The organism is Tessaracoccus rhinocerotis (assembly GCF_007197885.1).
Classification (GTDB): domain Bacteria; phylum Actinomycetota; class Actinomycetes; order Propionibacteriales; family Propionibacteriaceae; genus Arachnia; species Arachnia rhinocerotis.
In genome coordinates, this window is sequence record NZ_VKKG01000001.1 from 678,576 (window position 1) to 700,802 (window position 22,227).

General features: G+C 67.6%; 15 protein-coding genes. 5 read left to right on the forward strand and 10 right to left on the reverse strand.

Annotated features, from left to right (window positions below; genetic code table 11):
- Nucleotides 1-5: 5 nt before the first annotated feature.
- Nucleotides 6-3,008: a glycoside hydrolase family 2 TIM barrel-domain containing protein gene (locus FOJ82_RS03320; protein ID WP_221933002.1), complete on the reverse strand. Its 3,003-nt coding sequence runs from the start codon at nt 3,006-3,008 to the stop codon at nt 6-8.
- 101 nt (nt 3,009-3,109) lie between these two features.
- Here FOJ82_RS03320 and FOJ82_RS03325 point away from each other — a divergent pair, with 101 nt between their 5' ends.
- On the forward strand, nt 3,110-3,697 hold the full coding sequence (locus FOJ82_RS03325) for a nitroreductase family protein (protein ID WP_143937007.1): 588 nt from the start codon (nt 3,110-3,112) through the stop codon (nt 3,695-3,697).
- An 18-nt stretch (nt 3,698-3,715) separates the two neighbouring features.
- Entirely contained in the window at nt 3,716-4,678 is a 963-nt protein-coding gene (locus FOJ82_RS03330) for a glutathione S-transferase family protein (RefSeq protein ID WP_143937008.1), read from the forward strand.
- On the opposite strand, the gene gltX is transcribed toward FOJ82_RS03330, so the two are convergent.
- Nucleotides 4,679-6,145: a glutamate--tRNA ligase gene (gltX, locus tag FOJ82_RS03335; RefSeq protein ID WP_143937009.1), complete on the reverse strand. Its 1,467-nt coding sequence runs from the start codon at nt 6,143-6,145 to the stop codon at nt 4,679-4,681.
- Nucleotides 6,146-6,185: 40 nt separating this feature from the next.
- On the opposite strand from gltX, the gene FOJ82_RS03340 reads away from it, so the two are divergent.
- Together FOJ82_RS03340 and FOJ82_RS03345 are read left to right on the forward strand one after the other, a co-directional pair.
- Complete coding sequence (locus FOJ82_RS03340; protein ID WP_143937010.1) at nt 6,186-6,809, forward strand: DUF4112 domain-containing protein; 624 nt, start codon at nt 6,186-6,188, stop codon at nt 6,807-6,809.
- A 35-nt stretch (nt 6,810-6,844) separates the two neighbouring features.
- On the forward strand, nt 6,845-8,539 hold the full coding sequence (locus FOJ82_RS03345) for a glutamine--tRNA ligase/YqeY domain fusion protein (RefSeq protein ID WP_143937011.1): 1,695 nt from the start codon (nt 6,845-6,847) through the stop codon (nt 8,537-8,539).
- Nucleotides 8,540-8,612: 73 nt separating this feature from the next.
- Here the strand turns inward: FOJ82_RS03345 and tuf are convergent, their stop codons facing one another.
- The 7 genes from tuf to FOJ82_RS03380 all read right to left on the reverse strand — a co-directional run bounded on the left by tuf (nt 8,613) and on the right by FOJ82_RS03380 (nt 16,497).
- Nucleotides 8,613-9,806, reverse strand: a complete 1,194-nt coding sequence (gene tuf, locus FOJ82_RS03350) for an elongation factor Tu (protein ID WP_143937012.1) — start codon at nt 9,804-9,806, stop codon at nt 8,613-8,615.
- A 259-nt stretch (nt 9,807-10,065) separates the two neighbouring features.
- Nucleotides 10,066-12,156, reverse strand: a complete 2,091-nt coding sequence (fusA, locus tag FOJ82_RS03355) for an elongation factor G (protein WP_143937013.1) — start codon at nt 12,154-12,156, stop codon at nt 10,066-10,068.
- A 71-nt stretch (nt 12,157-12,227) separates the two neighbouring features.
- Nucleotides 12,228-12,698 (reverse strand): 30S ribosomal protein S7, encoded by a 471-nt coding sequence (gene rpsG, locus FOJ82_RS03360; protein ID WP_143937014.1) that lies wholly within the window; start codon nt 12,696-12,698, stop codon nt 12,228-12,230.
- Nucleotides 12,698-13,069, reverse strand: a complete 372-nt coding sequence (rpsL, locus tag FOJ82_RS03365; RefSeq protein ID WP_143937015.1) for a 30S ribosomal protein S12 — start codon at nt 13,067-13,069, stop codon at nt 12,698-12,700. Before rpsL ends, rpsG begins: the two co-directional genes overlap by 1 nt.
- 245 nt (nt 13,070-13,314) lie before the next feature.
- Nucleotides 13,315-14,205: a carbohydrate ABC transporter permease gene (locus tag FOJ82_RS03370; protein WP_143937016.1), complete on the reverse strand. Its 891-nt coding sequence runs from the start codon at nt 14,203-14,205 to the stop codon at nt 13,315-13,317.
- The gene (locus FOJ82_RS03375) at nt 14,205-15,107 is read right to left on the reverse strand and encodes a carbohydrate ABC transporter permease (protein ID WP_143937017.1); all 903 of its coding nucleotides are present in this window, start codon (nt 15,105-15,107) and stop codon (nt 14,205-14,207) included. The genes FOJ82_RS03370 and FOJ82_RS03375 overlap by 1 nt, the downstream gene beginning before the upstream one ends.
- Before the next feature lie 79 nt (nt 15,108-15,186).
- On the reverse strand, nt 15,187-16,497 hold the full coding sequence (locus tag FOJ82_RS03380) for an ABC transporter substrate-binding protein (RefSeq protein WP_143937018.1): 1,311 nt from the start codon (nt 16,495-16,497) through the stop codon (nt 15,187-15,189).
- Between the two features lie 263 nt (nt 16,498-16,760).
- Here FOJ82_RS03380 and FOJ82_RS03385 point away from each other — a divergent pair, with 263 nt between their 5' ends.
- Nucleotides 16,761-18,182: an MFS transporter gene (locus tag FOJ82_RS03385; RefSeq protein ID WP_143937019.1), complete on the forward strand. Its 1,422-nt coding sequence runs from the start codon at nt 16,761-16,763 to the stop codon at nt 18,180-18,182.
- A gap of 71 nt (nt 18,183-18,253) precedes the next feature.
- On the opposite strand, the gene FOJ82_RS03390 is transcribed toward FOJ82_RS03385, so the two are convergent.
- The gene (locus FOJ82_RS03390; protein WP_143937020.1) at nt 18,254-22,192 is read right to left on the reverse strand and encodes a DNA-directed RNA polymerase subunit beta'; all 3,939 of its coding nucleotides are present in this window, start codon (nt 22,190-22,192) and stop codon (nt 18,254-18,256) included.
- Nucleotides 22,193-22,227 lie beyond the last annotated feature (35 nt).

Sequence of the window (22,227 nt, forward strand, 5' to 3'; positions counted from 1 at the left end):
GAAGCCTAGGCGCGCTCAGGTGCAGCGCTGAAGCGCAGGGACCACTGCGCCGCCCGCGGCCGCAGCTCGTGCTCCGGTCGGACGTCCGGATCGCTGAGCAGGGTGCCGATGCCGCGCTGGGCGGCGTCGAGGTAGAGGTGTGTCGCCGTCGGTTCGGGGAGCTCGTGAGGGTGGTCGGCTGCGGTGACCTCGCGCACGTCGTGTCGGCGCAGCGTGAACCCGGGCCGTGCGCCGGCCACCTCGTCCGCCGCGATCCGTAGGCCGATCCCCGGCAGTTCGAGCCAGCGCAGGTCACCCCTGTGGCCGCTCTCCTGGGGTCGGGCGTAGTCGATGGTGAGGTCCGGCACGCGGGACAGGAAGCGTCCCACCACGGCGGCGCGGCGGGAGTCGGGATAGTTCTCGTTCGGCCCGGTACCGAACCACTCCACATCCTCGACACCCGGTGGCAGGACGAGGTGCAGGCCGATCCTCGGCCAGCCGCCCGGCCATCCGCGCGTCGGCTGCGCGTCGGCGGCGAGGACCAGCTCGCCCTCGATCGAGCGCCACAGCAACTCGACGACGACGGCGTCACGTCCGGCCGCAGCCGCGTAGCGGTGGCGTACCCGGATCGAGTCCTCCCCCACCTCGACGGCCAGCACCCGTCGCTGCAGCCGGTCCAGGCCTGCGGCGCGCCACCCGTCGGCGTGCGTCGGCCCGCCGTGGTCCACGAGGTTGTTGGTGTTGCGGTCGGTGGTCACGAAGGCGCTGGAGGTACCGAGCCGGTCGTTGTCCGTCGGCGGACGCCACAGCTCCAGCCGCGGTCCCGACACCGGGTGCCCTCCGAGCTCGACGAGGTCCCCGGTGCGCGCGTCCAGACGGGCCCGTCCCAGCACCAGCACCCCGTCACGATCCGTGGGCTCGTCTGCCTCCCGTTCCGCGACGCGGGCGCCGGCCGCCGGAGGTGCCGAGATCCGTACCTGGTGGAACGCCACCACGTGGCCCGCGGGTGCCCAGTCGGTGTCAGCCGCGAGCTCGGCGCGCGCCGTGCGCCACACCTCGCCGTCCACGCCCGCGGGCGGGTCCGGGATGTCGAGGTCCTCGGCCCCGTCGGGCCAGATGGGATCGACGGAGATCTCGTGGCGCGCCACCAACTCCCCCGCGACCTCGTCCACGACGACGAAGCGGAGGTCGGAGGTGTCCCCGTCATGACGGCGGTTCTCGATCACCAGGCCGAGGTCGTCAACGACCAGCTTGATCGGCGAGCAGACCGCGGCGAACTCCGCCAGCATCGGGCTGGGGGTGCCGTCGGAGAGCACCATTCCGTCGGTGACGAAGTTGCCGTCGTGGATCTCCTCGCCGAAGTCACCGCCGTAGGCGAAGAACTCACGCCCGTCGTCGGTGTGGGTGCGCAGCCCGTGGTCGCGCCACTCCCACACGAACCCCCCGTGCCACTGCGGCAGCGTGTCGAACAGCTCCTCGTAGACGTCGAGCTGCGCGGAGCCGTTGCCCATGGCGTGGGCGTACTCGCACAGGATCATGGGGCGCTCGGCGAGTGCGGCGGCCCGGCCCGGGGCGCCCAGCTTGTTGTTGCCCAGACCCTCGCTGAGGAACCGCAGTTCCTCCGGCGAGGCGTACATGCGCGAGACGACGTCGCTGTAGCGGCCGTCGAAGTCGGGTTCGTAGTGGACGGGGCGTCCCGGGTCGCGCCGGTGCAACCACGCCGCCATGGCCGCCGTGTTGGCCCCGGTGTGCGCCTCGTTGCCGAGCGACCAGGCCACGACGCAGGGATGGTTCTTGTCGCGCTCGAAGAACCGCTCGACCCTGTCGAGCAGCGTCTCACGCCAGCGCGGGTCGTCGGAGGGATTGTCCACCCAGCCACCGGCCTCGAACCCGTGGGTCTCGTAGTCGCACTCGTCGATCACCCAGAAGCCAAGCTCGTCGGCCAGCGCCAACAGCTCCGGGTGGGGCGGGTAGTGCGCGGTGCGGATGGCGTTGATGTTGTGCCGCTTCATCAGGAGCAGGCCCTCCCGGGCGGCCTCGCGGTCGAAGACCCGCCCGAGGTCCGGGTGGTACTCGTGCCGGTTCACCCCGCGCAGCCTCAGCTTCACGCCATTGACCCGCCACTCGTGGCCCACCACTTCCACCCGCCGGAAGCCCGTGCGAACGGTGATGGTCTCTGCCGCGTTGGAGACCACGGCCTCGTACAGCCTGGGGACGTCGGCGCTCCAGGGCTCGACCTCGCCCATGGGGACGGGCGCCACCTGCGACGGCGTCGCGAACGTGGTGGAGACCCCCAACTCTTCGACCGCCACGGTGACGGGGAACGCCTCGGCGCCGGCCCTGATCTCGGGGACCAGGGTGCCGTGGCCGGTCTCGGGGTCGAAGTCGGCCCGCAGCCAGACGTCGTCGATGCCGGCCCCCGGGCGCGAGAGCAGCTCCACCTCGCGGAAGACGCCGGGCAGCCACCACTGGTCCTGGTCCTCGAGGTAGGTGTTGCTGGACCACTGGTGCACGCGCAGGTGCAGCACGTTGCTGCCGACGACGAGTTCGTCGGTGACGTCCAGCTCCTGGGCCAGGCGGCTGCCCCGGACCACGCCGACCGGGGTGCCGTTCATGGTGGCGATGCACAGGGACTCCACGCCACCGAAGCGCAGGTGCGCCCTGGCGCCCCCGGTGAGGAACGCATCGTCGACGGTGAACTCCACGCGGTAGTCACCGGTCGGGTTCTCGTCGGGGACGAAGGGTGGGTCCACCGGGAACGGGTAGTCGATGTTGGTGTAGATCGGCCGACCCCACTCGGGGCGACCCTGCAGTACCCAGTGCGACGGCACCGGGATCTCGTCCCAGCCGGAGTCGTCGAAGTCCACCCGGCAGGCGTCCGCCGGAGCCAGGTCCGGGCGGGTCGCGAAGTGGAACCGCCACGTTCCGGAAAGGTCGCGGCGGGGGGCGTCGGAGGAGAGTTGGGAGCGAGGGGCGACGCGCCTGCCGGAGCCGGGACTGAAGGAGGTGATCTCGTCGTTGTTCAGCACGTCGTTGAACCTAGCAGGGAACAAAATCAGCGCCCCGGGCGTTCATCACGGTGGGCCACTGTCGTCCCGGCCAGCCGAAGAGCAGACGCAGGAGGACGACAATGACCCAGACCCTGAACCGCACCGCCGTGACCAGCGCACCCATCTCCGAGGTGATCGCGAACCGGTGGAGCCCCCGCTCCTTCGACGTCTCCGTCGACGTGCCCGAGGAGAACATCACCGCCTTCCTGGAGGCCGCCCGGTGGAGCGCGTCGGCGTCGAACACCCAGCCGTGGCGCTTCATCGTGGGCCGGCGCGGTACCGCCACCCACTCCACCATCGTCGAGCACCTGATGGGCTTCAACAAGGCATGGGCCGGCAGCGCCTCCGTGCTCGTCGTGAACCTGGCCGAGACCGTCAGCCCCGAGGGCGCGGAACAGCGCTGGGCGCACTACGACCTGGGACAGGCAGCCGCCACGCTGGCCCTGCAGGCCCACAAGGACGGCTTCCACGTGCACCAGATGGGCGGCATCGAGGTCGACCCCCTGCGTCGCTCGTTCAACGTCGACGATCGCTTCGACATCGTCTCCGTGACGGCCGTCGGCGTGCTCGCCTCCCCCGCCGCGCTGGCCGACGAGGTGCTGCGGGAGCGCGAGGTTGCCCCGCGGGTGCGCAAGCCCCTCGCCGAGCTGCTGCTCGCCGACGACTGAGCGACTAGCCTTGCGGGCATGAGCACACCTGGCCAGGAAGAGCATTCGAAGGGCGGCGTCTACTCCAGCAAGGGCAAGGAGTTCACCCGCGACAGCTCCTACATCACCACCCGCATCGTCGCCGAACCCCGTCCCGGCACCGACGACCACCCGGTCGAGCCCGGCCGCTACCACCTCGTCGCAGCCCGGGCGTGCCCATGGGCGAACCGGACCATCATCGTGCGCGAGCTGCTGGGGCTGACCGACGTCATCTCCCTCGGCGCCCCGGGGCCGACGCACGACGCCGACTCGTGGACGTTCGACCTCGACCCCGGCGGGGTGGACCCCGTGCTGGGCATCCACAAGCTCAAGGACGCGTACGAGAAGCGGTTCCCCGGCTACCCGCGCGGCATCACCGTACCGGCGATCGTCGAGGTGGCCACCGGTGAGGTGGTCACCAACGACTTCGCCCAGATGACCCTTGACTTCTCCACCGAGTGGAAGCAGTACCACCGCGACGGCGCCCCGGACCTGTGGCCCGAGCACCTCCGCGACGAGATGGCGCCCGTTATGAAGCGGATCTACACCGAGGTCAACAACGGCGTCTACCGGTGCGGCTTCGCCGGTTCGCAGGAGGCCTACGACTCAGCCTACGACCGACTCTGGACGGCGATGGACTGGCTGGAGGAGCGTCTGGCAGACCGCCGCTACCTCATGGGGGATGCCATCACCGAGGCGGACGTGCGCCTGTTCACCACCCTGGTTCGCTTCGACGCCGTCTACCACGGCCACTTCAAGTGCAATCGCAACAAGCTGAGCGAGATGCCCGTCCTGTGGGCCTACGCCCGTGACCTGTTCCAGACACCCGGATTCGGCGAGACCATCGACTTCGACCAGATCAAGCAGCACTACCACATCGTGCACACGGATCTGAACCCCTTGGGCATTGTTCCCAAGGGGCCGGACCTGTCGGGGTGGACCACGCCGCACGGGCGCGGCTGATCACAGCGAGCTGCGCAGACCTTTCAGTCGGGCCAGGGAGGACTCCCGTCCAAGGATCTCGATCGACTCGAACAGCGGCGGTGAGACCTTCCGGCCCGAGATGGCGACCCGAACGGGGGCAAAGGCGAACTTGGGCTTGATCCCCATCCCCTCGACGATGCGCTCCCGCAACCCGGCCTGGATGGAGGCGGCGTCCAGGGCGACGGAGGACACCACGTCGATGGCCGCGTCCAGCACCTCCGGGGCGTTGTCCGCGAGGCCGGCCAAGGCGTCGGGGTCCACCACGATGTCGGCGTCGGCGGTGAACAGGTAGTCGAGCTGCGGGAGCGCGTCCTTCAGGAGGACCAGCCGTTCCTGGATGATCGGGACCGCCCGGCGCAGCACGTCGAGCTGGGCCGGGGACGGGGCCGCCCACTGCCCGGCGGCGACTGCGAAGTCGGAGATCCGGGTGGCCAGCTCATCGGCAGCCATGGCGCGGATGTAGTGGCCGTTGAGCCAGTCGAGCTTCTTGAGGTCGAAGATCGGGCCCGTGGTGTTGACCTTCTCCCACGAGAACTCCTGCACGAACTGCTCGAAGCTCTTCACCTCGTTCTCCTCGTCGCCGGCGTAGCCGAGGAGCTGGAGGAAGTTGCGCACGGCCTCGGGCAGGTAGCCCTGCTCCTTGAACCACATCAGCCGGGCTGCCGGGTTCTTGCGCTTGGAGATCTTGGACTTGTCCGTGTTGCGCAGCAGCGGCATGTGGGCGAACTGCGGCACCTCCAGCCCGAGCCACTGGTACAGGAGGACGTGCTTGGGGGTGGAGGAGATCCACTCCTCGCCACGCACGACGGTGTTGATCCCCATCAGGTGGTCGTCCACCACGACGGCGAGGTGGTAGGTGGGGAACCCGTCGGTCTTGAGGATCACCTGGTCGTCGGGGCGGGGCGCCCTCACAGTGCCGCGGATGATGTCGGTGAAGCTGGTCGGGGCGTCGTCGGGGATCAGCATGCGCACGACCGGGGTCTCCGAGAAACCGGGCAGCGCCGCCCGCTCCTGACGGGTCTTGCCGACGCACAGCCTGTCGTAGCCGGTGTTGGACTGCTTGGAAGCCTGCTGCTCCTCACGCAGCTGCGCCAACCGCTCGGAACTGCACCAGCAGTGGTAGGCATTGCCCTGGTCCAGGAGCTGCTGCACGTAGGGGGCGTAGGTCTCGAGCCGCTCCGACTGGCGGTAGGGACCGAACTCCCCGCCCTGCACCGGGCCCTCGTCCGGGCTGAGCCCCAGCCAGGCGAGGGAGTCGTAGATCTGCTGCTCGCTGCCCTCGACCAGGCGGTTCTGGTCGGTGTCCTCGATCCTGAGTACGAATCGGCCACCGGTCCTGCGGGCCCAAGCAAGGTCGAACAGTGCCATGAAGGCCGTTCCGACGTGGGGGTCGCCGGTGGGCGAGGGGGCGACGCGGGTGCGGGCGGGAGTCAACGAGTCAGTCATGATGGGCCAGATCCTACCGGCACGGTGGCATCCTTGAATCGTGAGCAAAGAGCCGGCGAAGAACCCGGACTCCCTCGAGGAGGCCATCCGGAGGGCCGAGGCGGCCCTGTCGGAGCGCGGCGACGGCGCCCCGGACAAGGGCCGCACCGAGGTGTCCGAGCGCGCACTCGCGGAGGCCAGGAAGGTGATGGAGCACCTGCCGCGCGACACCCCGGCGCGCGTCACCCGCACGTTCGCGCACGTCCTGGACAGCCTCGTGCGCGTGCCCGGCACCAACTTCCGCTTCGGGGTGGATCCGCTGCTCAGCTTCATCCCGGGCGCCGGGACCGCCGTCGGCGCCGCGTTCGGCTCGGTCGTGCTGGTGGACGCCGCCCGGCTCCGGGCCCCCGTTCCCGTGCTGGCGCGCATGCTGGGCAACTACCTGATCGACTGGCTGCTCGGGCTCGTCCCGTTCCTGGGTGGGTTCCTCGACATGGCCTACCGCTCGAACGCCAAGAACCTGAAGCTGCTCACGCGTACGATCGAGGACCGCGAGCAGGTGCGCAGGGCGTCGGTGACCTACTGGGTCTCCGTCGCGGTGATGGCAGCCGTGGTGCTGGCTGTCGTGGTGGGTGTGCCGATCGCCCTGCTGGTGTGGCTCAACGGGGTCCTGCCGGGGGGCTGAGGACGGAACGGTGCCCCGATGGTAGCTTTTCCTCCATGACTGAAGCCGCCGGGACCGCGCCCTCCAACTTCATCTCCGACATCGTGCGAAACGACGTCGCGAAGGGGCTCCACGGTGGCCGCGTCCAGACGAGGTTCCCACCCGAGCCGAACGGCTTCCTGCACATCGGCCACGCCAAGGCCATCGTCGTCGACTTCGGCACCGCGCTGGACTTCGGCGGCTCGTGCATGCTCCGCCTGGACGACACCAACCCGGAGACCGAGGAGACGTCCTTCGTCGACTCCATCATCGAGGACATCCGGTGGCTCGGGTACGAGCCGGCGGAGGTGAGACACGCCTCGGACTACTTTGAGCAGCTCTACGCGTGGGCAGAACTGCTGGTCAGCAAGGGCCTGGCCTACGTCGACGAGCAGTCGCCGGAGGCGATCTCCGCCGGCCGCGGCGGGTACGGCAAGCCGGGCATCGAGTCCCCCTACCGGGACCGGCCCATCGAGGAGAACCTCCGTATCTTCCGCGACATGCGCGCGGGCCAGTACAGCGACGGCTCCCGCGTCCTGCGAGCCAAGATCGACATGCAGCACGAGAACATGCAGCTGCGTGACCCGATCATGTACCGCATCCGCAACATCGAGCACCACCGCACCGGTGACGAGTGGTCCATCTACCCGACCTACGACTGGGCCCACGGCCAGAGCGACGCGATCGAGGGCGTCACGCACTCCATCTGCACGCTCGAGTTCGAGTCCCACCGCCCACTCTACGACTGGTTCCTGCAGCAGCTGGACCTGGACCGCACGCCTCCCAAGCAGATCGAGTTCGCCCGCCTCGAGTTCACCCACACCGTCACCTCGAAGCGGCGCCTCGCCAAGCTCGTGTTCGACGGCGTGGTCGACGGCTGGGACGACCCCCGGATGCCCACGATCCGAGGACTGCGCCGGCGCGGCTACCCGGCCGCCGCCATCCGCCAGTTCTGCCGGGAGGTCGGCACCACCCGCACCAACTCGCGCAAGTCCATCGAGGAGCTGGAGTCCTACGTCCGCCGCGAGCTCAACGCCACCGCGCAACGCCGCATGGCGGTGCTGCATCCGCTCAGGCTCGTGCTGGACAACTGGCCCACCGATGAGGACGGCCGCCCCGTCGTCGAGTACTTCGAGGTTGCGAACAACCCGGAGCGCCCCGAGGACGGGACCCGCCAGGTGGCCTTCACCGGAGAGCTGTGGATCGAGGCCGACGACTTCCGCGAGGTCCCGCCCGCGAAGTACTTCCGGCTCTCCCCCGGCCGGGAGGTCCGCCTGCGCGGCGCCTACTTCGTGACCGCGACGGACGTCGTCAAGGACGAGTCGGGCAACGTCGTCGAGGTGCGTGCCACCTACGACCCGCTGTCCCGGGGCGGCAACTCCCCCGACGGGCGCAAGGTGAAGTCGACCATGCACTGGGTGAGCGCCCGGCACGCCGTCGACGCGACAGTGTCCCTGTACGACAGGCTCTTCACGGCCGAGGCTCCCGGTGAGCGCACCGGGGAGGCCCTCGACGACCTGAACCCCAACTCGCGCGAGGTCCTCACCGGGTGCCGACTGGAGGCCGCCCTGGCCGACGCCGAGCCCGGCGAGGTCGTCCAGTTCGAGCGCCTGGGCTACTTCGCCGCCGACCTCGAGCACCCCATGACGTTCCACCGCACCGTCGGCCTCCGGGACGAGTGGGCGGCCGTCCAGAAGCGCGCCGGGGCCTAGCCCGACTCAGACACACAAGAAGGCCCCGCACCATTCGGTGCGGGGCCCTCGTGTCGTGCTGGGTCAGATCAGATCACTTGAGGATCTTGGTGACGTTTCCGGCGCCGACGGTGCGACCACCCTCGCGGATGGCGAACTTGAGCTGCTCCTCCATCGCGACGGGCTTGTTCAGGTGAACGGTCATCTCGGTGTTGTCGCCGGGCATGACCATGTCGGTGCCCTCGGGCAGCTGGACAACGCCGGTCACGTCCGTGGTGCGGAAGTAGAACTGGGGCGAGTAGTTCGAGAAGAACGGCTTGTGACGGCCACCCTCGTCCTTGTTCAGGATGTAGACCTGCGCCTCGAAGTCCGTGTGAGGGGTGGTCGAGCCGGGCTTGATGATGACCATGCCACGCTCGACGTCTTCCTTCTTGGTGCCACGGAGCAGCAGGCCGACGTTCTCTCCGGCGCGACCCTCGTCGAGGATCTTGCGGAACATCTCGACACCGGTGATGGTGCTGGTCTGCTTGTCCTCGCGGATGCCGACGAGGTCGACGGTCTCACCGGTGCGGACGATGCCGCGCTCGATGCGACCGGTGACGACGGTGCCACGACCGGTGATGGTGAAGACATCCTCGACGGGCATGAGGAACGGCTTGTCCGTGTCACGCTCGGGCTGCGGGATGTGCTCGTCGACGGCGTCCATCAGCTCGAGGATGCTCTTGCCCCACTTCTCGTCGCCGTTGAGCGCCGGGAAGGCCGCCACGCGGACGATCTTGGTGTCCTCGAAGCCCTGGGCGGAGAGGATCTCGTCCAGCTCCATCTCGACGAGCTCGATCAGGTCCGCATCGGCGTCGTCGATCATGTCGCACTTGTTGAGGGCGACGACCATCGCGGGCACGCCGACCTGACGGGCGAGCAGGATGTGCTCGTGCGTCTGGGCCATCGGGCCGTCGGTGGCTGCCACGACGAGGATCGCGCCGTCCATCTGGGCGGCACCGGTGATCATGTTCTTGACGTAGTCAGCGTGACCGGGGCAGTCGACGTGCGCGTAGTGGCGCTTCTCGGTCTGGTACTCGACGTGGGAGATCGAGATGGTGATGCCGCGCTGGCGCTCCTCGGGCGCCTTGTCGATCATGTCGAAGGCCGAGGCCTCGTTCAGATCGGGGTATGCATCATGGAGCACCTTGGTGATCGCCGCGGTCAGAGTGGTCTTGCCGTGGTCGACGTGTCCGATGGTGCCGATGTTGCAGTGCGGCTTGGTCCGCTCAAACTTGGCCTTTGCCACTTGGGCTCCTTCTAGGTATCGCCGCACACTCTGCGCGACGTGTTCGTCTGGTGTGACCCGCGCCTTTTGACGGGCAGGGGTACGGCGCCCAAGTCTACAACCCGAACGCATACTCGTGTAATGCTAGCGATCTGAGCGCCAGAGTCAAACGAGCGACCACCCATGCTACACGCCCACCAGTGACTCGCCCAACCCGTGCAAAACAGCCGGCCGGCACCCTTTCGGGCACCGGCCGGCTGAGCGTCTGGGACGGCTGGGATCACTCCCCGCCGCGAGCCTTCGCGACGATCTCCTCGGAGACTGCCTTCGGGGTCTCGGCGTAGGAGTCGAACTCCATCGAGTAGGAGGCCTGGCCCGAGGTCTTCGAGCGCAGGTCGCCGACGTAGCCGAACATCTCCGACAGCGGCACGAGGGCCTTGACGACCCGGTTGCCGTGGAGCTCGTCCATGGACTGCACCTGGCCACGACGGGAGTTCAGGTCGCCGATCACGGTGCCGAGGTAGTCCTCCGGCGTCGTGACCTCGACGGCCATCACGGGCTCGAGGATCGCGGGGTCCGCCTTGCGGGCCGCCTCCTTGAACGCCATGGAACCTGCCAGCTTGAACGCGAGCTCGGAGGAGTCGACGTCGTGGTAGGCACCGTCGGTCAGGGTGACCTTGATGTCCTCGACGGGGTAGCCGGCCAGGACGCCGAACTGCATGGCCTCCTTGATGCCCGCGTCCACCGCGGGGATGTACTCCCTGGGGATGCGGCCACCGGTGACGGCGTTCACGAACTCGTATCCGCTGCCGGCCTCGGTGGGCTCGAGGTCGATGATCACGCGGCCGAACTGGCCGGAACCACCGGACTGCTTCTTGTGGGTGTACTCGACCTTCTCGACCTTGCGGCGGAGGGTCTCGCGGTAGGCCACCTGCGGCTTGCCGATGTTGGCCTCGACCTTGAACTCACGACGCATGCGGTCGATGAGGACGTCGAGGTGCAGCTCGCCCATGCCGGCGATGATGGTCTGGCCCGTCTCCTCGTCCGTGTGGACGCGGAAGGTGGGATCCTCCTCGGCGAGGCGCTGGATGGCCGTGCCGAGCTTCTCCTGGTCAGACTTGGTCTTCGGCTCGATGGCCTGCTCGATCACCGGGGCCGGGAAGTTCATCGACTCCAGCACGATCGGGGCGGTCGGGTCGCACAGGGTGTCACCGGTGGTGGTGTCCTTGAGGCCCATCACCGCGCAGATCATGCCTGCACCGATCGACTCGATCTCCTCACGCTTGTTGGCGTGCATCTGGTAGATCTTGCCGATGCGCTCCTTGCGGCCCTTCACGGAGTTCATGACCTGCGAGCCGGTCTGCAGGACGCCGGAGTAGACGCGGACGTAGGTCAGGCGACCCAGGTGCGGATCAGCGGCCACCTTGAACGCGAGGGCCGCGAGCGGCTCGTCGTTCGAGGGCTGGCGGTGCAGCTCCACTTCCTCGTCACCTGGCTTGAAGCCGTCGATGGCGGGGACGTCGAGCGGCGAGGGCAGGTAGGCCACGACCGCGTCGAGCAGGGGCTGGACGCCCTTGTTCTTGAAGGAGCTGCCGGCGAGGGCGACGGTGAACTCGTTCGCGATGACGCCCTTGCGGATGCCGGCGACGATCTCCGCGGTGGTGAGCTCTTCGCCCTCGAGGTACTTCTCCATCAGGTCGTCGTCCACCTCGGCGACGCGCTCGACCAGCTTGGCGTGCAGTTCCTCGGCGCGCTCCTTGAGGTCGGCAGGGATCTCCTCGATCTCGTAGTCCTCGCCCATCACGGTCTCGCCGCGCCAGGTGAGGGCACGCATGCCGACCAGGTCCACGACGCCCATGAAGTCGCCCTCGGAGCCGATCGGGATCTGCAGCACGACCGGGTCGGTGTTCAGCCGGTCCCGGATGGTCTGGACGCAGTAGTCGAACGAAGCGCCCGTGCGGTCCAGCTTGTTGACGTAGCAGATGCGCGGCACGCCGTAGGTGGTCGCCTGGCGCCACACGGTCTGCGACTGCGGCTCCACACCGGCGACACCGTCGAACACGGCGACTGCGCCGTCGAGGACGCGGAGCGAGCGCTCCACCTCGACGGTGAAGTCAACGTGGCCCGGCGTGTCGATGACGTTGACCTGGGTGCCCTTCCAGAAGCACGTCGTCGCGGCGGACGTGATGGTGATGCCGCGCTCCTGCTCCTGCTCCATCCAGTCCATCGTCGCGGCGCCGTCGTGCGTCTCGCCGATCTTGTGGTTCTTTCCCGTGTAGAACAGGATGCGCTCGGTGGTGGTGGTCTTGCCGGCATCGATGTGCGCCATGATGCCGATGTTGCGAACCTGCGCGAGGTCTTGGTTGGCCACTGTTGTGTCCTTATCTGGCTTCGTGAGTTAACGGTGAATGCCCTCGAGCGCAGGGCTCGAGGGCAGGGAGGTCACCAGCGGTAGTGGGCGAAGGCGCGGTTGGCCTCGGCCATCTTGTGCGTGTCCTCGCGACGCTTCACGGCGGCACCGAGGCCGTTGGAGGCATCCAGGATCTCGTTCATCAGACGCTCCGTCATGGTCTTCTCGCGACGATCGCGGGAGAAGTTGACGAGCCAGCGCATGGCCAGGGTGGTCTGACGGCCGGGCTTGACCTCGATCGGCACCTGGTAGGTGGCGCCACCGACGCGGCGGGACTTGACCTCGATCGAGGGGCGGATGTTGTCCAGTGCGCGCTTGAGCGTCTGCACCGGGTCCACACCGGTCTTCTCACGGGTGCCCTCGAGGGCGTTGTAGACGATGCTCTGCGCGACGGTCTTCTTGCCGTCGAGCAGGATCTTGCTCACGAGCTGGGAGACCAGCGGGGAGCCGTAGACGGGATCGATGTTGATGGGGCGCTTCGGCGCAGGACCCTTGCGAGGCATTACTTCTCCTTCTTGGCGCCGTAGCGGCTGCGAGCCTGCTTGCGACCCTTGACACCCTGGGTGTCGAGGGAGCCGCGGACGATCTTGTAGCGGACACCGGGGAGGTCCTTCACTCGGCCACCGCGGACGAGCACCATCGAGTGCTCCTGCAGGTTGTGGCCGACACCCGGGATGTAGGCGGTGACTTCGATGCCGGAGCTCAGTCGGACGCGCGCGACCTTGCGCAGCGCGGAGTTCGGCTTCTTCGGCGTGGTCGTGTACACGCGGGTGCACACGCCGCGGCGCTGGGGCGAACCCTTGAGCGCGGGGGTATTGCTTGATGACGACTTGTCGTGTCGGCCCTTTCGGACCAGCTGCTGAATTGTTGGCACCTGTTTGGTATCACTTTCGCTGTCTGGACATGTAATTCCCTGGCATTTTGCGGCTTCAGCCAGATACGTTCCGGGTCACCGTTTCCGTAGTTGCACTGCGCCTGCGGCCGGCCGTGCGAGCTCCGCACGACCCCGCCAACGCTGCAACTCGAGGCTGGGGCCCATGCCAGGGCACGCACAAGTGCCCGCGAGGGCGGACACGCTCCACAAGGTTACTCCCCCACCCCCACAGGGTCAAAATGCGGCTACTTCACCGAGCCACTCATGAGGCCTGAGACGAAGTACTTGCCGAGCGCGATGTAGACGATCAGCGTGGGCAGGCTGGCGATCAGCACGCCCGCCATCATCCGGGAGTAGTCGGGGTTCTGCGCCGAGGCCAGCTCCTGCAGGGCGTAGGTCACCGGGCCGGTGTTGCGGTTGGTCAGGAACAGCGCGAACAGGAAGTCGTTCCAGGCGCTGGTGAACTGCCAGATCAGCGTCACGACGAAGGCCGGCGCGGAGACCGGGAGCACGATGGAGCGGAAGATCCTGAGGGTGCCCGCGCCGTCGACGCGTGCCGCCTCCACGATCTCGTCGGGCAGCGCGGTGGCGTAGTAGTTCCGGAAGATCAGGGTGCAGATCGGGATGCCGTAGATCGTGTGGGCGATGATCAGCGTCGGGATGCCCGCGAGCCACTGGGCCGTGGACTGGACGTCGATCATGAGCGACTGCAGCGGGATCATGATGGCCTGGTACGGGATGAACATTCCGAACAGGAACAGCGTGAAGATCAGCGTAGCGCCGGGGAACCGGAGCTTGGAGAACACGTAGCCGTTGAGGGACCCCAGGAACGACGACAGCACGGCGGCGCTGACCGCCAGCACCATCGAGCGCAGCATCGCGGGAGCGAGCGCCTCCCAGGCGGCCGCCCAGCCCGCGCCGGAGAGCTGCCTGGGTAGGCTCCAGGCGGTCAACGAGGTGTACTCGGCAGGTGACTTCAGGCTCGTGACGACCACCACGTACAGGGGCATCAGGACGATGGCGGCGAAGAAGACGAGCAACAGGTACTGGGTCCCGGTCAGTGCCAGCTTCTTGCCGCCCACCTTCTTCTTGCGGGGGACGATCTTCTCGACGGTGTCAACGGTCGCGGTGCTCATCATCGGCCCGCCTTCTCGGTTCGGTTGGTGTAGACGAGGTAGGGCACGACGACCAGCGCGACGAGGAGCAGCAGGATGGTCGCGTTGACCGCGGCCGCGACCGGGTCGTTCAGGTTGAACAACTGCAGCCACATCAGCGTTGCCGGTACCTCGGAGACGTAGGAGTTCTGTCCCGCGATCGCGTAGATCAGGTCGAACATCTTCAACGACATGTGGCCCATGATGATCAGCGCGCTCAGCGCGATCGGAGACAGCTGCGGGAACAGCACGTGGCGGTAGATCTTCCACTCGGAGGCGCCGTCCATGCGGGCCGCCTCACGCTGGTCGGTGGTGATTCCACGGAACCCGGCCAGGAACAGTGCCATCACGTAGCCGGCGAGCTGCCAGACGGCCGGGATCGCCATGGCCGCCATGTTGAACCGGGAGTCCGAGGACCACCACGAGTTCTGCAACTGCGGCAGTCCGAGTTCGATCAGCAACCGGTTCAGTCCTACCGCCTCGTAGTCCCCGGTCCCTGGCGACATCAGCCAGCGCCACACGACGCCGGAGGCGATGAAGGACACGGCCATCGGGAACAGGTAGATGGAGCGGAACGCCCCCTCCCCCGTGACCCCCTTCTCCAGGAGGATCGCCCACAGCAACCCGAAGAACATGGCCCCCACCACGAACACGACGGTGAGCACGAGCAGGTTCCACAGGGCGTGCTGGTATCGCTCGGAGCCGAGCAGGGTGGCGTAGTTCGCCAGTCCCCCCTCGCTCACGAGTCGTCCTGACTTGGTCTCCACCCTGTCGAACGAGCTGGCGATGTTGCGACCGATGAGTCCGTAGACGAACACCAGGACGAGCAGGATGGACGGCAGCAACAGCAGGACGCCGGGCAGCCAGGTCTTCACCTTCTTCATGGGGTCTCTCCGTTGGTAGGGGCTGAACACGATGGCGGGTTGCCGTCCCGGAGGCCGACAACCCGCTGCGTGGTGTTTCTCAGGCGCCGTAGGTCTCGGCGGCTGCGACGAGGTCGCTGACGAGGGTCTCCTCCTCGCGTCCGCTGTAGAACTTGGACATCGCCGTCGAGATCTCCGACAGCCAGGCCATGTTCACGGCCGCACCGTGGGCGATCGACGACGCGATCGCGTCGGCCCCGAACGACTCCATCGCGCTCTGCTGGTAGGCGGGGAACTCGTCGGCCGCGACGTCCGTGCGGGCCGGGATGGAACCCTTGGCCAGGTTGAAGGCCAGCTGGCCCTCTGCCGAACCGACGAGGCGCAGCCAGTCCTTGGCGCCCTCGGGGTTGGGTGCGCCGTTGGGCAGGGTGAAGGAGTCGGCGAGGAAGTCGAAGACGCCGTCGCTGCCGGGGACCGGGAAGTACGTGTAGTCCTCGCCGTCGACCTGGTCCTTGGAAGCGAACTGGGCCACGGCCCAGTCACCCATGACGTTGTAGGCCGCGCGGCCCTCGATGACGGCGTCGGTGGCTGCGGGCCAGTCGTCGCCGTCGGAGGCGGTGTTGGCGAACTCGATGATCTGTGCGTACTTCGAGACGGCCGACTTGACCCCGTCGGAGTCCCAGGAGCCGCCGGTGAACAGCCCGTTGTACTCGTCCACGCCGAGCTCGGCCATGAGAATGGTCTCGAACAGGTGGACCTGGGTCCAGGTGCCGCCGATGGTGATGGGGGTCTCGACGCCGGAGTCCTTGACCTTCTGCATGTCGGAGATCCAGGAGTCCAGGTCCGCGGGGACCTCCGCGGCGCCGGCGTCGGCGAGTACCTTCGGGTTCGCCCACACGACGTTGGCGCGGTGCACGTTGGAGGGCACCGAGTAGATGTCACCGTCGATGGTGATCCGGTCCAGCAGGTTCTGCGGGAACACGCTGGCGCCACCGAGCTCCTCGATGACGTCGTTGACCGGGACGATCTGGTCCGCGTCGATGTAGTCCATGAGTTCGGCGCCCGCGTGGCCCTGGAACGAGTCCGGCGGGTTGCCGTTCTGCAGGTCGGCGGCCAGCTTCGCCTTCGCGTTCGAGCCGGCGCCACCGGCGACGGCGAGGTTCTCGAAGGTGTTGTTCGGGTACTTCTCCTTGAACAGGGACTCGAGCTCGTCGAGACCGAGCTTCTCGGAGCCCTCGGCCCACCAGGTGAAGACGCCGACGGTGCCACCGGCGCCGCCCTCGACGGGACCCTCCCCCGTGGTGGTGGGTTCGGTTCCGGGTGTCTCCTCGTCGGTGCCGCAGCCGGCGAGGCCGACCACACCGACGGCGCTCGCGGCCCCAAGGCCGATCAGAAACTGCCTGCGATCCATTGCTCAGTCCTTCCTCGGCACGCAACCTCGTGTGCCTCGTACTAGAGATTTCCAGGCGGAGAGACGCCTCCGCGAGTGGCCCGCTCCTCGGCGAGCACGGCCATTCAATCGCTCTCCATCACGATATGGAAGTCGAAATGCGCAAATGAACATTCCGCTTTGGTAACGATCCTTCCAGTTCCCCGCAGGACCCTGACGGAACCCTGAAAACCACCGAGGACTCTTGGTGGCGGCTCCTCCCGGGTGGCAGACTTCTGCGGGCCATGAGAACCTTCCACGCACTGCTCGCGAACACCTTGGTGGCCAACATCGCGACGAACTACATCTGGTTCGCCGTCACGTTCTGGGTCTACCTCGAGACCCGCTCCGTCCTCGCCACCGGCATCCTCGGGGGCGCCTACATGGCTCTCCTCGCCCTCCTGGGCGTCCCGTTCGGCACCTTCGTCGACCGGCACCAGAAGCGCCCGGTGCTCGCCATCGCTTCCCTGGCCACCGTCGTCGCGTTCGCCCTGGCGTTCGTCCTGATGCTGCTCGCCCCGGACTCCGCCCTGTTGTCGGTCACCAGCCCGGGATTCTGGGCGTTCGTCCTGCTGGTCCTGCTCGGCTGCATCGTCGAGTCCGTGCGCTCCATCACGCTGTCGTCGTCCGTCACGCTCCTGGTGGAGCCGGAGGGGCGCGACAGGGCCAACGGCCTGGTCGGCATGGTCAACGGCGTCGCGATGCTGATCTGCTCCGTGCTCTCGGGGCTGTCCGTCGGGCTGCTCGGGATGCAGACCACCCTGCTCATCGGCCTGCTGGCGATGATCGCCTCCATGGTGCACGTGCTCACCCTGGACATCCCGAGGACCAGGATCGAGGCGGAGGACCACCACGGCCAGCGGGCCCAGTTCCGGCTGGCGTGGCGGACCGTGGTCGCGATCCCCGGCCTGCTGGCCCTGATCGTCTTCTCCACTTTCAACAACTTCTTGGGCGGCACCTACATGGCGTTGCTCGACCCATACGGGCTGGAACTGGTGAGCGTCGAGTGGTGGGGCATCCTGTATGCCTTCTGTTCCGTCGGCTTCGTCGTCGGCGGCGCCGTCGTGGCCAAGCGAGGGCTGGGCGGGAACCCCATCCGGACCATGCTGCTGGTGCTGGTGGGGATGTGGATCGTCGGCATGGCGATGTCCATCCGTGAGTCCGTCGTGCTGCTGGCGGTGTGCATGTTCATCTACATGGCGATCGTCCCCGCCGTCGAGGCCGCGGAGCAGACCGTCCTGCAGCGGACCGTGCCGTTCGCCAAGCAGGGCCGCGTGTTCGGCCTGGCGCAGTCGATGGAGCTGGCAGCCTCCCCCATCAGCGCCTTCCTCGTGGCACCGCTGGCGGAGTTCTGGCTGCTTCCCTACATGCGCGAGGGCGGGGGCCAGGAGGACTGGGCCTGGCTGCTGGGCCACGGCGAGGGGCGCGGCATCGCGATGGTGTTCCTCCTCGGGGGCCTCGTGGGCCTGGCTGTGACGGTCGCGGCGTTCTTCAGCCCCGCCTACCGGCGGGTCTCGCGGAGTTTCGCGGAGACGCCCGCGAGCATGGCCGAACTGGAGGGCCAGTCGCGTCCGACCGACCTGCCGGGCACGACGGCGGAGGGCCTCGGAGCCGCCGGACGCGCCGTCCCCGGCGCGATCGAGGAGCACCAGGAGCGCCACCACTGACCTCTCCGGGGACGACAGCAGGGCCCGGTGCGCGTGCACCGGGCCCTGCTGTTCGTTTCAGGCTCTCAGCCTCAGCGGATGTCGCCGAAGTCGAGGTCGTCCAGCGGAACACCGGGACCGGCGGGATCCGAGCCGAACGAGTAGTCGTACGGATCGTAGGTCATGGTGTAGAGGCTGGAGCGCGCCTCCTCGGTGGGCTCCACGCGGATGTTGCGGTAGCGCTCCAGGCCGGTGCCGGCCGGGATCAGCTTGCCGAGGATGACGTTCTCCTTCAGGCCGAGGAGCGAGTCGCTCTTGCCCTGGATGGCGGCATCGGTCAGCACCTTGGTGGTCTCCTGGAAGGAGGCCGCGGACAGCCACGAGTCGGTCGCCAGCGACGCCTTGGTGATACCCATGAGCACCGGACGTCCCTCGGCGGGCTTGGCGCCCTCGGTGAGCGCCTTGCGGTTGGCGGCCTCGTAGGACGGACGGTCCACGAGCTCGCCCGGCATCATGTTGGTGTCGCCGGAGTCGATGACCGTCACGCGACGCAGCATCTGGCGGATGATGATCTCGATGTGCTTGTCGTGGATCGGGGCACCCTGCGTGCGGTAGACGCGCTGGACCTCGTCCACCAGGTGCTCCTGCACCTTGCGCAGACCACGGATCCGCAGGACGTCCTGCGGGTCCACCTGACCGGCGGTCAACTGCTGGCCGATGGAGACGTGCACGCCGTCCTCGATCCGGATGCGCGCACCCGAGTGGTCCTCGAACTCGAGGCGGGTACGACGCGCCACCGGGTACTCGAGGTCCTCGCCACCGTCGTCACGCACGAGGACGAGCTTGCGGTTGCGCTCGCCGTCCTCGACGCGGATGACGCCGTCGGCCTCTGCGATGGGTGCCTTGCCCTTGGGCTGGCGGGCCTCGAAGAGCTCGACGACACGCGGCAGACCCTGGGTGATGTCGTCGCCTGCCACACCACCGGTGTGGAAGGTACGCATCGTGAGCTGGGTTCCCGGCTCACCGATCGACTGGGCGGCGACGATACCGACGGCCTCGCCCACGTCCACGGTCTTGCCGGAGGCCAGCGAGCGGCCGTAGCAGAGGGCGCAGGTACCGGTGGCGGCCTCGCAGGTCAGGACCGAGCGGACCTTGACCTCCGTGACGCCGGCGGCGACCAGCTTGTCGATCTCGGCGTCGCCGAGGTCGGTCCCGGCCTCGACCAGCACCTCACCCTTGGCGTCGACGGCGTCGACGGCCAGCACGCGGGCGTAGACCGCGGTCTCGACGTCGATGATGGTCTCGACCTGGGCACCCTTGGCGAACGCCTCGGTCTGCACCTCGACGGGGCGGCCCGACTCGTCGGTGCCCATCTTGGTCCACACGGCGATGGTCTTGGTGAGACCACGCTCGGTGCCGCAGTCCTCCTCGCGGATGATCACGTCCTGGCTGACGTCGACGAGTCGACGGGTCAGGTAGCCCGAGTCAGCGGTTCGCAGAGCCGTGTCGGCCTGTCCCTTTCGGCCACCGTGGGTGGAGATGAAGTACTCCAGCACCGAGAGGCCCTCACGGAAGTTCGACTTGATGGGCTGCGGGATGATGTCGCCCTTCGGGTTCGCCACGAGGCCCCGCATGGCGGCGATCTGGCGCATCTGCGTCATGTTTCCTCGCGCACCGGAGTCGACCATCATGAAGATGGGGTTCTCCTTCGTGAAGTTCTCACGCATCGCCTGGGTGAGCTCGGCGGTGGCGTCGGTCCAGATCTCGATGAGCTCCTGGCGACGCTCGTCCTCGGTCACCGAACCACGCTCGTAGAGCTTGTCCACCTTGGTGGCGCGCGCCTCGTAGCCGGACAGGATCTCCGCCTTCTGGGGCGGGGTCTGGACGTCGGCGATCGAGACGGTGACGCCCGAGCGGCTGGCCCAGCGGAAGCCCATGTCCTTCAGGTTGTCCAGTGCCGCGGCGACGACGACCTTCGAGTAGCGCTCCGCCAGTTCGTTGACGATGCGTCCCAGGGTCTTCTTGCCGACGACCTCGTTGACGAAGCCGAAGTCCTCCGGCAGGGCCTCGTTGAACAGTGCCCGGCCGAGGGTGGTCTCCACGAGGAAGGAACCGTCGTGGCGGGGCTCGGCACCGTCGATGACGACGTCGGTGAGGCGCAGCCTGATCGGCGTGTTGACGGCCAGGTCCCCACGGTCGAAGGCCATGGTGGCCTCGGCGATGGAGGAGAAGGTCCGTCCCTTGCCGTTGCCGTCGCGCTCCGAGGTCAGGAAGTAGTGACCGATGATCATGTCCTGGGTGGGCATGGTCACGGGGCGACCGTCGGCGGGCTTGAGGATGTTGTTCGTGGACAGCATCAGCACGCGCGCCTCGGCCTGCGCCTCGGCGCTCAGCGGGAGGTGGACGGCCATCTGGTCACCGTCGAAGTCCGCGTTGAACGCGGTGCACACGAGCGGGTGGATCTGGATGGCCTTGCCCTCGATGAGCTGCGGCTCGAACGCCTGGATGCCGAGGCGGTGCAGGGTTGGTGCACGGTTCAGCAGCACGGGGTGCTCGGCGATGACCTCTTCCAGCACGTCCCACACGACGGGGCGCTGGCGCTCGACCATGCGCTTGGCCGCCTTGATGTTCTGGGCGTGGTTGAGGTCGTCGAGGCGCTTCATGACGAACGGCTTGAACAGCTCCAGCGCCATGGCCTTCGGCAGGCCGCACTGGTGCAGCTTCAGCTGGGGCCCGACCACGATGACCGAACGGCCCGAGTAGTCGACGCGCTTTCCGAGCAGGTTCTGGCGGAAGCGTCCCTGCTTGCCCTTCAGCATGTCCGAGATGGACTTCAGCGGACGGTTGCCGGGCCCGGTGACGGGGCGACCGCGACGGCCGTTGTCGAACAGCGAGTCAACAGCCTCCTGGAGCATGCGCTTCTCGTTGTTCACGATGATCTCGGGGGCTCCGAGGTCGAGCAGGCGCTTCAGGCGGTTGTTGCGGTTGATGACGCGGCGGTACAGGTCGTTGAGGTCCGACGTGGCGAAGCGGCCACCGTCGAGCTGCACCATGGGGCGCAGGTCCGGCGGGATGACCGGGACGGCGTCCAGCACCATGCCGGAGGGGTGGCTGCCACCGGTGAGGAAGGCGTTGACCACCTTGAGTCGCTTGAGCGCACGGGTCTTGCGCTGGCCCTTGCCGGTGGCGATGGTCTCGCGCAGCGACGCGGACTCGGCCTGGAGGTCGAAGGTCTGGAGGCGCTTCTGGATTGCCTCGGCGCCCATGTAGCCCTCGAAGTACTTGCCGAAGCGGGCATCCATCTCGCGGTAGAGGATCTCGTCGCCCTCGAGGTCCTGGACCTTCAGGGTCTTGAAGCGGTCCCAGACGGCCTGGATGCGGTCCAGCTGGCGCTGCCCACGGGTGCGGAGCTGGCCAACCTCCTTCTCGGCGCCCTCACGGACCTTGCGCTTGATGTCGGCCTTGGCGCCCTCGGTCTCGAGCTGCGCCAGGTCCTCCTCGAGCTTGGTCATGCGGGTCTCGATGTCGGCGTCGCGGCGTGCGGCCACCTGCTTGAGCTCCACGTCGACCTTCGCCTGCAGCGAGGACAGGTCGCGGTGACGGGCCTCCTCGTCGACGGCGGTGATCATGTGCGCGGCGAAGTAGATGACCTTCTCGAGGTCCTTCGGAGCGATGTCGAGCAGGTAGCCCAGACGGCTCGGGACCCCCTTGAAGTACCAGATGTGAGTGACGGGCGCGGCCAGCTCGATGTGGCCCATGCGCTCGCGACGCACGTTGCTGCGGGTCACCTCGACGCCGCAGCGCTCGCAGATGATGCCCTTGAAGCGCACGCGCTTGTACTTGCCGCAGTAGCACTCCCAGTCCCTGGTGGGACCGAAGATCTTCTCGCAGAAGAGGCCGTCGCGCTCGGGCTTGAGCGTGCGGTAGTTGATGGTCTCCGGCTTCTTGACCTCGCCGTAGGACCACTCGCGGATCTGGTCGGCGCTCGCGAGACCGATTCGGAGTTCGTCGTAGAAGTTCACGTCCAGCACGTTTCTTCTCTTTCCTCTACCTATGTCAGGTGATG

Excerpts from the sequence above, each read along its gene's own strand:
- FOJ82_RS03385 (WP_143937019.1), top strand. The coding sequence starts at position 16,761 with ATGAGAACCTTCCACGCACTGCTCGCGAACACCTTGGTGGCCAACATC.
- rpsG (WP_143937014.1), bottom strand. The coding sequence starts at position 12,698 with ATGCCTCGCAAGGGTCCTGCGCCGAAGCGCCCCATCAACATCGATCCC.
- FOJ82_RS03375 (WP_143937017.1), bottom strand. The coding sequence starts at position 15,107 with ATGAAGAAGGTGAAGACCTGGCTGCCCGGCGTCCTGCTGTTGCTGCCG.
- FOJ82_RS03345 (WP_143937011.1), top strand. The coding sequence starts at position 6,845 with ATGACTGAAGCCGCCGGGACCGCGCCCTCCAACTTCATCTCCGACATC.
- FOJ82_RS03370 (WP_143937016.1), bottom strand. The coding sequence starts at position 14,205 with ATGAGCACCGCGACCGTTGACACCGTCGAGAAGATCGTCCCCCGCAAG.
- FOJ82_RS03330 (WP_143937008.1), top strand. The coding sequence starts at position 3,716 with ATGAGCACACCTGGCCAGGAAGAGCATTCGAAGGGCGGCGTCTACTCC.
- gltX (WP_143937009.1), bottom strand. The coding sequence starts at position 6,145 with ATGACTGACTCGTTGACTCCCGCCCGCACCCGCGTCGCCCCCTCGCCC.
- FOJ82_RS03325 (WP_143937007.1), top strand. The coding sequence starts at position 3,110 with ATGACCCAGACCCTGAACCGCACCGCCGTGACCAGCGCACCCATCTCC.
- FOJ82_RS03380 (WP_143937018.1), bottom strand. The coding sequence starts at position 16,497 with ATGGATCGCAGGCAGTTTCTGATCGGCCTTGGGGCCGCGAGCGCCGTC.